Origin of the sequence: Corallococcus sicarius, from assembly GCF_003611735.1 — a bacterium.
GTDB classification, from domain to species: Bacteria; Myxococcota; Myxococcia; order Myxococcales; family Myxococcaceae; genus Corallococcus; species Corallococcus sicarius.
Window position 1 is genome coordinate 36938 of record NZ_RAWG01000035.1, and the last position, 12381, is coordinate 49318.

At 70.0% G+C, this 12381-nt stretch carries 11 protein-coding genes; 6 read left to right on the forward strand and 5 right to left on the reverse strand.

Annotated features, from left to right (window positions below; all coding sequences use genetic code 11):
• Position 1: 1 nt before the first annotated feature.
• From D7X12_RS07940 to aspS, 5 genes are all read right to left on the reverse strand, one after another.
• The gene (locus D7X12_RS07940) at positions 2-892 is read right to left on the reverse strand and encodes a hypothetical protein (RefSeq protein WP_120624656.1); all 891 of its coding nucleotides are present in this window, start codon (positions 890-892) and stop codon (positions 2-4) included.
• On the reverse strand, positions 889-1731 hold the full coding sequence (locus tag D7X12_RS07945) for a cupin-like domain-containing protein (protein ID WP_244224427.1): 843 nt from the start codon (positions 1729-1731) through the stop codon (positions 889-891). The genes D7X12_RS07940 and D7X12_RS07945 overlap by 4 nt, the downstream gene beginning before the upstream one ends.
• A gap of 443 nt (positions 1732-2174) precedes the next feature.
• Positions 2175-3164 (reverse strand): cupin-like domain-containing protein, encoded by a 990-nt coding sequence (locus D7X12_RS07950; protein WP_120624657.1) that lies wholly within the window; start codon positions 3162-3164, stop codon positions 2175-2177.
• Between the two features lie 56 nt (positions 3165-3220).
• On the reverse strand, positions 3221-4480 hold the full coding sequence (locus tag D7X12_RS07955; RefSeq protein WP_120624658.1) for a carbohydrate porin: 1260 nt from the start codon (positions 4478-4480) through the stop codon (positions 3221-3223).
• A gap of 136 nt (positions 4481-4616) precedes the next feature.
• Positions 4617-6434, reverse strand: coding sequence for an aspartate--tRNA ligase (aspS, locus tag D7X12_RS07960; RefSeq protein ID WP_120624659.1), 1818 nt, complete (start codon positions 6432-6434; stop codon positions 4617-4619).
• Positions 6435-6612: 178 nt separating this feature from the next.
• Here aspS and D7X12_RS07965 point away from each other — a divergent pair, with 178 nt between their 5' ends.
• From D7X12_RS07965 to D7X12_RS07990, 6 genes are all read left to right on the forward strand, one after another.
• Positions 6613-7680: a hypothetical protein gene (locus tag D7X12_RS07965; RefSeq protein WP_147443574.1), complete on the forward strand. Its 1068-nt coding sequence runs from the start codon at positions 6613-6615 to the stop codon at positions 7678-7680.
• A gap of 23 nt (positions 7681-7703) precedes the next feature.
• The gene (locus D7X12_RS07970; RefSeq protein ID WP_120624661.1) at positions 7704-8999 is read left to right on the forward strand and encodes a hypothetical protein; all 1296 of its coding nucleotides are present in this window, start codon (positions 7704-7706) and stop codon (positions 8997-8999) included.
• Positions 9000-9010: 11 nt separating this feature from the next.
• Positions 9011-9739 (forward strand): hypothetical protein, encoded by a 729-nt coding sequence (locus tag D7X12_RS07975; protein WP_208718879.1) that lies wholly within the window; start codon positions 9011-9013, stop codon positions 9737-9739.
• Positions 9726-10346 (forward strand): DUF2231 domain-containing protein, encoded by a 621-nt coding sequence (locus tag D7X12_RS07980; protein WP_244224428.1) that lies wholly within the window; start codon positions 9726-9728, stop codon positions 10344-10346. Before D7X12_RS07975 ends, D7X12_RS07980 begins: the two co-directional genes overlap by 14 nt.
• A gap of 139 nt (positions 10347-10485) precedes the next feature.
• Complete coding sequence (locus tag D7X12_RS07985; RefSeq protein WP_120624663.1) at positions 10486-11985, forward strand: zinc metalloprotease; 1500 nt, start codon at positions 10486-10488, stop codon at positions 11983-11985.
• A gap of 141 nt (positions 11986-12126) precedes the next feature.
• Positions 12127-12381 (forward strand): prephenate dehydrogenase/arogenate dehydrogenase family protein (locus tag D7X12_RS07990; RefSeq protein ID WP_120624667.1); only part of this gene is annotated, 255 nt, incomplete at its 3' end.

The window sequence follows — 12381 nt, forward strand, 5'->3', positions numbered from 1 at the left end:
GTCACTCCAGCGGCGGCAGCGCGGACGGCAGCGGCTCCGCGTCGGACTCCCACGTCACGTTCGGCACCGGCAGCGCGAACGCCTCGAACGAAACGGCGAGCCCGCCCTCCGGCGCATGGAAGCCGTACCACCAGCCCACCGGCACCAGCAGCAGCTCCCCGGGCGACAGCGTCACCTCCAGGCGCAGGGGCGCGGCCTTGTCGTCCACGGCCGACGCCACGCGCGTCAGCTCGAACGCCGGGACAAGCTGGAGATTCCGCGCGCCCCGCACCTGGGCAAGCAACACATTGCGCCGCGCGGCCCTGAGCGGGACCTCCGCCCCCGCGGGCTCCCACCACAGGCGGGGCTCGCACGCGCGCGCATCCTCCGCCGCGAGCCCCCGAGGCGTGGGCAGTCCCCGCGCCAGGGGCTCCAGTCGCGCGTCCTCGAACAGCGGCACGCAGCACGCATGACGCGCCTCGCGCTCACCCAGCAGGGCCGCGACAGCTTCAGGGGCCCACGTCGCGGGCTCCAACGTGGAAGCCCACGCGTCGCGCAGCACCACCGGCAGGTTCTGGAAGTAGTAGCGCTCGAAGAACGCGGACGGCGCGAGCGCCTCGTGGAGGTCCACCCGGGGCGGCGTGTCCGTCTGCTGGAACAGCTCGGCATAGACATCCAGCAGCCCCTCCAGCTTGCGCTGCATCCCCACCGCGCCCAGGGCCCCGACGACGAAGGGCTCCCGCTGCTCCGCCGCCACCGCCTGCCGCGCCGTCTGCGCCGCCACGCCCGCCTTCTCCAACGCGGACACCAGCTCGCGCGGCGCCGTGCCGCGCAGCAGGTTCTCCACCAGCCACCGTCGCCACTCGGGCGTCAGCGGCGAGCCCTCCGCCTTCACTTCGCGCGACGCACTCATCGGTGCTCCTCCGAGGGCGTGGCGCCCAGCCAGCCCTCGCGCCAGAAGGTGTTGAAGCCGGGAGTCTCCTCGAAGTTCACGAACGTGACGGACAGGCTCGGGTCCAGCGCCCGCAGCGCATGCCACCACCCCACCGGGATGAAGAGCACGTCCCCGGGCCCCACCTCCACCGTGTGCAGGGCCACGCGAGCGAAGTCCGGGAAGCGCACCGTGTCCGGCGCCATCACGTCCACCGCGCTGTAGAAGCCGCGCACGTTGGACATCCACGGCGTCTCCCACGACGGCGCGAGCCACACCTGCTTGCGGCCCCACACCTGGCAGAACAGGACGTTGAGATGGTCGTGGTGCAGGTTGGACAGCGTCCCCGCGGGCCCCAGCCACACATGCACGCGGTCAGGCCCACCCAGGTCCGGATGGATATAGCCCTCCGGGGCACGCAGGTCCTCCAGCAGCGGCCGGAAGGCGTCGCGCAGCAGCAGGCTGTTGCGCGCCACCAGATACATGTCGTTCGTCGGCGCACCTTCGAAGCGCGCGAGCAATTCGCGCAGGGGCACCTCGCGGCGCAGGCGGTCGGCATGGAAGTCCGGCAGCGCCTGGGCATCGCGCCCCGCCATCACCTCCACCCGCTCGTCACCGAAGCGCTCGGCCATCCACGCGGGCGTCCACCGCTTCAGCGCGGGCCAGTCCTCCAGCAGCCCTTCAATGACGACCGGCCGGTTGCGCCGGTAGTAGTCGGTGAAGAACTCCTCCGGACGCAGCCGGTGACGCCGCTCCACCTGGAGCTCCGGATGCGCCTGTCGGTACAGCTGCGACCGCGCCGCGAGCAGTGATGCCAACACAGTCGACCGTTCCGCGTGGCTCCGGCCGCCTACCACTGAAGGGTGAGTCTCGGCGGCGCGCACCCCGTCCCGTGCGGCTTCGGAATCCATGCCCGCCGCTTCCAACGTGGCCACGAGCCTCGCGGAAGACACCCCACGCACAAGGTTCTCCGCCAGCCACGTTTTCATTTCAGGGGGGAGGGCGTTCTTCATCTACGGTCCCCCCGCATCGGGCTGAACGTTTTGGGTTGTCCACATCCACGTTGAGCGGACTCCAATGACTCCTCCTTCGAACTCGCACCAGATCGTCCCGAATCCCCCGCCGACCCCTCCCGGAGAAGAGGAGGGCGACCCGCTCCGTCGCAGGACTCCCGAGCCCACGCCGCCGCCGCCCACGCCGCCCCTTCCTGAAACGCCCCAGCGCAAAAACCTCGACGAATAACCGGCCCGCGCGGGGGCATGCCTCATCCGGAGGTGTGCCACCGCGCATTGCCGCCCGGCACGTCCAGGGACTGGAACGTCACCGACACGCTCACCTCGAGCGCATGCACCTGGTGCCACCACCCCACCGGGATGAAGAGCAGCTCACCGGGCCCCAGCACCACCTCGTGCACGTGCGCCGCGCCGAAGGCGGGGAAGCGCGCCAGGTCCGGCGCGGACGCGTCCACCGCGCTCCACACATGCGTGTGGTTGTACACGCGCGGCGTCTCGAATGAGGGGATCAACCAGAACCGCTTGCGCCCGTGGACCTGGCCGAACAGCACTGAGTCCACGTCATGGTGCAGCGCCGTGCGCGTGCCGGCCGGGCCGATCCACAGCTTGATGCCCCCGGGCTCCGGACGCGGATGCAGGAAGCCGGGAGCAAAGCGCACGTCGTCCAACAGCCCGCGCAACTCCGGCCGCTCCAGCGCGAAGTTGCGCGCGGTGAGGTACAGGTCGTTGGTGGCCCCGCCGTGCTCCAGCCGGTGGAGGAACTCCGCCAGCCGCATCACCGTGCGACACGCATCCGGGGACAGGTCATGGTCCGCGCGGGACTCGCGGCCCGTCATCACCTCCACCTCCACCTCGCCATGCGTCCGCGCGAGCGCCTCCGGCCGCCACCGCTCCAACAGCGGCCAGCCCTCCAGGAAGTCCTCCAGGATGACGGGCCGGTGCGCGCGGTAGTAGCCGTCGCGGAACGCCTCGGCGGACACACCCCGCCGCCGCTCCACCCGGAAGTCCGCCTGCGCATGCAGCGCGGCCCGCACGTCCAGCAGCGACGCCACCTCCGCGCCCACCCCCATCTGTCGGACGCCGGACTCCACCGCCGGGTGCCGCCGCGCGCGCTCCACCTCCGCGCGAGCGTCCTCCGGGGCCACCCCACCCTCCACGAGGGCCCGGGCCAGCGCGTCCGCCGCCACGCCACGCAGCAGGTTCTCCGACAGCCACGCATGCCACGAGGGCGACAGGGCCATGGCCCCAAGTCTAGGCCACCCCCAGCGCGGCACGGCAGGGGCATCCCCCCGAATCCCTACAGGCTCAACGCGCCCTTGAGCCCCAGCACGATGGCGTCGCGCGCGCGCTCGTCGGCGCCCGGGCGGATGTACTGGAAGTTCGGACGCAGCACGAGCCACGGCATCGCGTGCAGGCTGTAGTACAGCTCCCCCAGGTACTCCGAGCGGGACACGGGTGCCGTGGGGTCCTGCTGCTGCTTCAGCCGCTGGGACGTGACGTAGCGCCCGTTGGGGTGCGTGCGGCCCAGCGCGAAGCCCACGTCGTCGTCCGGCCGTCCGAAGAGGCCCGTGTAGCCCAGGCCCGCGGTGTACTGGCTGTCCACGGCGGAGGTGTCGCGGTCCGTGTGCGTCAGGCGCACGAAGACGCTGAGCCCCTGCGCCTCGTTCGCCGCGCCCCGCACATGCGTGAGCTGCTGGCGCACCACGAGGTACGCGCCGTAGCGCCCGCTGCGCTGGACGCCTTCGAGCAGCACGTCGTTCGCGTTGGACGTGTTGTACCAGACGCCCAGCTTGTAGAGCCCCTCCAGCCGCTGCCCGTCGAACTTCGGGTTCCACCCCAGCTCCAGGGGCAGCATCACCCCGGTCGCTCCGGAGAAGCGCCCCAGGTAGAAGGACGGGTCCAGGTTGCGCGGGTTGATTTCATAGGCGGCGAGCTGCACGTAGGCCACCTTCAGCGTGTCCAGCCGCAGCCGCGTGCCCCACTGGCTCACCGGCCAGTTGAACCAGTAGTTGCCCACGATGTTGCCGGGCTGCGCGCCGCAGAAGGTCAGGTTCTGGAAGTCGCAGCGGAAGTCCGCCGAGTCCTCGCCCACGGTGACGCGCCCCAGCTTCCAGTGCAGTCGCCCGTCCAGGAGGAGCTGCTCGTACCAGAGCTGGGTGATGCGCCCCACGTTGCCGCGGCCGTACACCTCCTGCACGAGCTGCAGCGTGCCCAGCTCCATGTCCGCGCCCAGGTTGTTGCCGTTGCGGTGCGTGAACGTGAACTTGAAGGTGCCGCCGGGCAGGCCGAACAGCTTCTCCGTGTCCAGCCCGAGCCCCACGTCGAACTGGCCCGCCTGCCGGAGCGCATGCCCCTTGCCACCCCGCGCGTTGTAGGCGAGCTCCGTGGCGTAGCGGACCTGGAGCGACACCCCCAGCTCGAACAGCAACCCGCGCACGCCGCTCCAGTCACCCGTCAGCCCCGGAGGCATCTTCGTCTCGGCCGCCAGGGCCGGGGCCGAACCCAGCAGGGCCCACCCCAGCATCCACCCCACCCAGGCCTGCCGCCACGCCGCCATCCGGACCCTCCCCTCGCACGCCACCGGTCCTCAATGGCAACGGTTCAGGGGATGTCCACCCGGCCCCGGAGGCCGGCGTCGCATTCACGCCACTCCCCCTGGCCTCCCAGCGGGGCCAGGGGTGCGGCGCGCGACACTACTTCTGCGGCAGCGGGACGGAGCGCACGTGCAGCTCGCGCAGCTGCTTCTCGTCCACGTCACCGGGGGCGCCCGTCATCGTGTCCGTGCCCGTCTTCGTCTTCGGGAACGGGATGACGTCGCGCAGGGACTCGGCGCCGGTCAGCAGCATCACCAGGCGGTCCATGCCCAGCGCGATGCCGCCGTGCGGGGGCGCGCCGAACTTGAGCGCGTCCAGCAGGAAGCCGAACTTGGTGCGCGCCTCCTCCTCCTGGATGCCCAGCGCCTGGAACACCTCCGACTGCACCTTGGGGTCATGCAGGCGGATGGACCCGCCGCCGATCTCGAAGCCGTTGAGCACCACGTCGTAGCGGTGGCACTTCACGCGGCCCGGATCCGACAGGAGATGCTGCACGTCCTCGTCATGCGGACGCGTGAAGGCGTGGTGCGCCGCCGCCCAGGTGTTCGTCTCCTCGTCGAACTCGAAGAGGGGCGGGTTCACCACCCAGAGGAACTTCCACTGGCCGCCGCTGCCGTACTCCGGGATGAGGCCCAGCTTCTTCGCCACGTGCACGCGCAGGTTCGCCATCACCGTGTGCACCAGCGACTCGCGGCCGAACTGGAACAGCAGCAGGTCGCCCGGCTTCGCGTTGCACGCCTGGTTGATGGCCAGCCGCAGCGCCGGTGTAATCGTCTTGGACAGCGGGGACTGGGTCCACTCACCGCCCTCGCCCACCTTCGCGCGCGCCAGGCCCTTGGCCCCCGCCTGCTTCGCGAAGTCCTCCAGCTTGTCGCTCTCCGCGCGGGACAGCGCCTTCTCCGCGGGGACGACCATCGCCTTGACGATGCCCTTCTCCTGCACCGCGTCCCACATCATGGGCACGCCGCCCGCGGCGCCGTGCTCGCGGATGAGGTCGGTGAGCACGATGTGCTCCAGCCCGAATCTCAGGTCCGGCTTGTCGTTGCCGTACTTCGCCATGGACTCGTAGAAGTCCATCCGCTGGAACGGCGTGGGGATGTCCAGGCCCAGCACCTCGCCCCACAGCTTCTTCAACAGCCCTTCGATGATGGTGAAGATGTCGTCCTGGGTGACGAAGCTCATCTCCACGTCGATCTGCGTGAACTCCGGCTGCCGGTCCAGGCGCAGGTCCTCGTCGCGGAAGCACTTCACGATCTGGAAGTACCGGTCGAAGCCCGCGACCATGAACAGCTGCTTGTACAGCTGAGGGCTCTCCGCCAGCGCGTAGAACTTGCCCGGGTTCAGCCGGCTGGGCACCAGGAAGTTGCGCGCCCCACCCGGCGTGTACTTGCCCATGAAGGGCGTCTCCAGCTCCAGGAAGTTGTTGCCGTGCATGTACGCACGCGTGAGCGCGTTCATCTTCGAGCGCGTCATCAGCGTGCGCTGCAGGGGCCCCCGGCGCAGGTCCAGATAGCGGTGCGCCAGCCGCTTCTCCTCGGACGTGTCCACGTTGTCCTCGATGAGGAACGGCGTGGGCTCCGAGCGGTTGAAGATGGTCAGGTCCGAGGCCTTCACCTCGATCTCCCCCGTCTTCATCTTCGGGTTCACGTTCTTGCCGCGCGACAGCACCTTGCCCTTGATGCCGATGCAGAACTCCAGGCGCAGGCTGCCGGCAATCTCGTGGGCCTCCTTCGCGTCCGGCTCGAACACCACCTGGGTCAGCCCGTCGCGGTCCCGCAGGTCGATGAACACCGCGCCACCGTGGTCACGGCGGTTGTGCACCCAGCCGAAGAGGACGACCTCTTCGCCGACGTTCGCGGCCGTGAGCTGACCGCAGGTATGGGTACGCTTGACCTCGGAGATGAACGGGACCGCCATGGAGACCGCCTGCGTTTTGTTCGGGAAGGAAGGCCGGGCACCATACCGGATCGTGGAAACAGCGCGTCAAGGAATCCGTGGCTCCCAACACCCCCTTCCTCCCTCGGAAGACGGGCGTCGGAGCGGCCAGGTTGGCGCCTCCCCGCAACCGGGAAGCCCCCCCCGGGTTGGAGGAAGCATGCACAGCGGAATGCGTGTCGGCGTGGGGCTGTGGCTGGCCCTGCTCTGGGCCGGTGCCGCCCGGGCCGAGGAGTCCGCGGAGAGCTCCCTCACCGTCGAGGCGAGCGCGGGCCACGGCTACGGGCTCTGGAGCCTGCTGGGCGACGTGGGCGTGGGCGAGACGACGTTCCTCACGCTCGGCTACACCGGCGCGCGTCCGGAGGCAGGCACCGCCGCCACCCACCAGCTCTCCGTGGGGGTGGACCATCTGGCGGGGGAGCACTGGCTCCTGTCCGGCGCCGTCAGCCTGGGGCTGCCCAAGGGCTCCGACACGCGGCTCACCCCGGAGCTGCCCCGGCGCGACCTCCCCGGCCTCACCGCCCGGACGGGCTACGGCAGCCAGGGCCTGCAGCTCGCGGCGGGCTACGACTCGGCGGGCTTCAAGGCGGTGGAGTACGGCGTGGACGCGGGCCTGGGGCTCGGCCGCTACCCGCTGCGCCGCCAGCTGCTCACCGTCTCCGACGGCGCCACGAGCGTGCGGTACGAAAGGGAGGACGTCCTCTGGGTGGCCCGCCCCACCCTGGGCGCAAGGCTCATCTGGGAGGGCCGCTGGGAGCTGGGCCTGCGCGCGGGGCTGTCCCTCTACAGCGAGGACCCGCTCACCGCGGGCCAGTTCACCGACGCCGAGTGGACGGCCCTGGAGACCCGGCTCGAGGACCAGCTCGCCGCCCGGAGGCTGCTGTCGCGCCTGCGCCTGCGCCAGCTCCGGGACCTGGGCGCGGCCGTGACGCGGCGCATGGCGGACGTCAACGCCGGCACGGGCTTCCCCTCCGCCCCGGCCCGGTTCGACCTGAAGCCGTCCCTCACCTGGCGGCTGAACGCCCGCGTCCGGGGCCAGCTCTCCTACGCCTTCACCCGGTACGTGCCCACCCAGGGCGTGGCCCACGTGCTGGCCACCCGGTGGACGGTCCGCCTGGGTGAGCCCGTGAGGGTGTGGGCCTCCGTGGCCCTCCAGCGGGACGTCCCGGAGGACCTGCCCGCGGAGGCCTCCGGCCTGCTCACACTCGGAGGGGAATACACGTTCTGAGCGGTCCGGAGTAAAACGGCGTCATGCTCCGAACAGTCATCACCGCCGCCGTCGGGCTGGGACTGGCCGCAGGCTGCGCGCCAGACAGCGAGGCGCCCGTCAAGGTCTCCGTCCTCGCCCGCTCCAGCAATGGCCAGTACGTCCCCACGCAGGTCGAACTCACCACCATCGAGGACGTCGTCGGCCTCAAGGGCACCGTCGGTGACCTCCAGGGAGGCGCGCGCATCGTCATCGACATCAATGATCCGGCGCTCAACAACGCGACCGAGGAGACCGTCGCCGACGTGCTGCTCAAGAAGTCCGGCCACGACGTGAAGGCCAGCTACATCAGCCAGAAGGATGAGAAGACGGGCGAGGACGTCCTCTGGCCCGCGGACTTCCACTCCTGGAACATGGTGACCTCGTATTACAACCTCGAGCGCGCCAACGAGTACTTCCGCGTCGTCGGCAACGTGAAGACGGCCGACTTCGAGCCCGTCCCCAAGCTCTACTACTTCCCGGAGTTCATCCAGGCGCAGTCGAGCAAGGACCCCGCGCGCGACAACGCCATCTTCTACCCGGTGCTCCAGTCGTTCATGGTGCTGCCGTTCGATCAGATCCAACGCGCGCCCCTGCCGCTCAACGCGGCGGTGATGGCGCACGAGTACTCGCACCTCGTCTTCAACCGGCTGGCCTACGCCACCCAGTCGCTGCCGCGGTCGCTGTCGCTCTGGGCCCAGGAGTCGCCCAGCATGGGCGCCAACATCCTCAAGGGCCTGGACGAGGGGCTCGCGGACTACCACGCCTATGGCGCCACCTGCCGCAGCCCCAGCGGGTGTGATCCGCGCTTCCTCGCCTCCTCCTTCGACGGCGGCCCCTTCTCCGCGGTGACGGACGAGCGGGACCTGTCGCGCGGCGACCGCTGCATGAGCGCGCTGCTCTACACGAACATGCTGAACCAGGACCTGGGCGGCTGGTCGGGCGCCGGCAACGAGTACAAGCTGGGCACGCTGCTGGCCACCGCGCTCTACCAGGCGGGCCGCTCCTCCGGGCAGGAGGCCGTGCTCCAGCGCGCTGTCGTCGCCTCCTACTACGACACGACGCCCGCCACGCCGGGCATCTTCCAGCTCACCGAGCTCTTCCTGGGCGACCAGACCCGGTTCGAACTGGCCGTGGCCCTGAGCCCCATCCTCACGCACATCACGGACCTGGAGCTGAAGAAGGCCGTGTGCAACGAGTTCATCGACCACCTGCAGATTCCCCGGGGTCGGCTCCAGGAACTCGGCGTCTGCCCTGCCAGCGCGACGGGCGGCGCCACCTGCCCCAACATCTTCCAATGAGGCCCGCTCCCTTGAACACCTGGCTCAAGGCCGGCCTCGCCGGCAGCCTGCTCCTCGCATCCCCCGCGCTCGCACAAGCGGACGAAGACGACCCGTACGCCTATCCGGATGACGAGGCCGCCCGCGCCTCGGAGAAGGCCGAGAAGGCGGACGAAGACGCCTACGAGCGCCGCCGCAAGCTGGTGGACGAAACCGACGAGTTCCGCGAAGCCGCGGAACGGGAGAACGACGACGGCTTCGACAAGCTCTCCCGCCTGGACGACCCCAACCTGGGCGTCGCGGTGGAGCTGGGCGGCGGCCTGCTGCTGGTGGACAGCGCCCGCGGCGACTTCTCCGACAACCGGCCCGGCCTGGGCGTGCGCGCCACCTGGGAGTACGGTCGCTCACTCGACAGCGAGCTGCTCCGCGAGGCCCTCTTCGCGGATCTTCGCTGGCTCTTCGCCAGCCTCAGTGACGGCACGGATTTCATCAGGGGGGACACGCGGCTTCACTACTTCACCCTCGCGCCCGCGTACCTGTTCCGCTTCGGTCAGTCCGACTTCGGCTTCTACGTGCAGGCCGGCGGAGGCCTCGCCTACCAGAACACCGCCATCACCGTGGGCGAGGACGAGACGAAGGTGAACGGCCTCAAGCCCGTCGTCCAATACGGCATCGGCCTGCGCGGGCGCCCTGCCCCATGGCTACCTTCCAGCGCAATCAACCCGGGAGGGGATGATGGACAGGGAGATGTTGCTTCATGAACTGCACCCGTCGGTGGTGCATCTGCCATTGGCGTTGCTGCCGACGGCGGCCGTGGCGGACCTCATCGTGGTGATGACGGGGGACCGGGCCTGGGCGAAGGTGGGCCGCCGGCTGTGGGTGGTGGGCGCGGGAAGCGCGGTGCTGGCCGGCGTGGCGGGCCTGGCGGCGAGCCAGGAGGTGCGCCTGGAGGCGCCGCGTGCCCGGGACATGACGTTCGTGCACGGCGCGGGGAACGCCGTCATCACGCTGGGCGCGCTGGGCCTGATGGCGTGGCGGCTGGGACGGGCCCCCACCGTGACGACGACGGTGCTGGGCCTGGGCGCGTGCGCCTTCGCGCTCTACACGGCGTCGCTCGGCGGGAAGATGGTCTACGAGCAGGGCATCGGCATCAACCCGATGCCGGGCCAGGCGCCGCAGGGCACACTGAAGGGCCCGCTGCTGCTGTCGCGTGAGGCCCCCGCGGCGCTGGTGCGGGACGCGGGCCGGGGCCTCGCGTGGCTCTGGGGCCGGGCGCGCGCGCTGCGCTCCCGCGGCGAGCCGCTCGCGACGGGGGCCACCGGCCTGGGACCCGGTGATGCACTGCCTCCCGCATACGTCCGCGCCTGAAACACGGCGTCCCAGTCCCGCCAGAAGGCCCGGCGAAGAATATTTCGACGGGCCTGAGGAATATTGGCGGCGGGCTTCGTAAAGGTCTCGGCTGGTGCGCAACGCCCAGCCCCAGACTTTTACGAGGGGACGCCTTTCCATGTTTCACAAGAACCTGCTGACGGCCGCCATGGCCATTGTCGGACTGAACGGGTGTGTCTACGGCTACGTCTACGACGCTGCGTCGGGCAGCGCCATCCAGGACGCGACGGTGACGGTCACCTCCGGCATCTGCAGCGGCAATGGCTGTGGCGTGAACCCCACCTTCCGGCAGACGGAGTCGTCGGGCCTCTACGTCTTCGACGCGTATGGCAACCACAACGGTGAGGACCAGGTGCAGCTGCTCACCGTGGCCTCCGGCCAGGAAGCGCTCCGGCTCCTCTACACCCGCGCGGGCTATCGCTCCGTGGGCGTGTATCACAAGCCCAAGTACGAGGAGGTGACGCAGGAAGGCAACACGTATCAGATCTCCAACGTGCAGCCCGTGTACCTCTGTCTGACCACCGCCGTGGACTCCGACACCGACGGCATCTGTGACGCCGCGGAGAGCCGCTACGGCACCAACCCGTTCAACTCCGACACGGACGGCGACCGCATCAGCGACTTCGCGGAGCTGTATGGCTATGCCGGCGTCGACCTGCGCTACTACGGCGCGAACCCGAGGAAGAAGGACATCTTCGTGGAGATGGACTACTACCCCGGCCTCAAGCCCACCCAGGCCGCGATGGATCGCGTGACGGCGGCGTTCGCCACCGCGCCCGTGACGAACCACGACGGCTCCGCGGGCATCGCGCTGCACCTGGTGGCGGATCAGCAGATCGCCGCGGCGGACGTGGACACGGACCTGAACCCCGTGTGGACGGACTTCGACGTCATCAAGGCCAAGTACTTCGCCACGCGCCGCGCGCCGTTCTTCCACTACCTGCTGGTGGCGGACCACTACAACGGCGGCGGCTCCAGCGGCATCTCGCGCGGCATCCCCGCCCACGACTTCATCATGACGCTGGGCAACTGGGGCGTCCCGGGCGGCACGGAGCAGCAGCAGGCCGGCACCCTCATGCACGAGCTGGGGCACAACATCGGCCTGCGGCACGGCGGCAACGAGGACGTGAACTACAAGCCCAACTACCTGAGCCTGATGAGCTACGTGTACCAGCTGGGCGGCCTGCGCGTGGACGGCACGGACGGCGTGCTCGACTACTCGCGCCTGCGCATCGCCTCCGTCAGCGAGGCCTCCGTCAGTGAGGTCTACGCCTTCGCGCCCCTGGCCCCCACCACCGAGGCGGACCTGGCCCACTACGGCGTGCGCCTCAACAGCACGTTCGTCAGCGGCACCGCGAGCGCCAACCTCGACTTCAACGCCAACGGGAGCATCCAGGCCAACTACATCGCCCGGGACCTCAACGGCGACGGAGACACCCTGGACCTCTTCACCGCGTCGCAGAACGACTGGACCGCCCTCGTGTTCGACGGCGCCGGCAGCATCGGCGACCCGTGGCTCGGCGCCACCCAGGGCCTGAGCCGCGCGCAGCCGTTCCTCGTCACCCCGGAGAAGACCGAGCCCTGCATGACCTGGGCGCAGGCCCGGGCCGGCAAGTAGCCCCCGGCTTCACCCACCGACTGGCAGCACCCACACCGCCGGGCCCGCTCTCTCCAGACGGGCCCGGCGGTCGTGTTTCACCCACCTCCCAGCACTTCAGGGGCCTGCCGAACTCTGCCGTTATTCATGTAAACTTACAGAATGCCAAGAATCGCCCTGCTGGGGTACGGACGGTTTGGACGTGCGTTGGGAGCGCTGCTCGAAGCGGCGGACGTGGGCTACCGGGCGATGGACCCGGGGGCGTCGCTGCCCGAGGGGCTGCGGGCGGGGTCGGTGCCGGAGCTGCTCGAGGGCGCGGAGCTGGTGGTGGTGGCGGTGCCGGTGCCCCAGGTGCGGGAGGTGTTGCTGGCGCTGCGGCCCCACCTGCGGCCGGAGCACCTGGTGCTGGACGTGGGC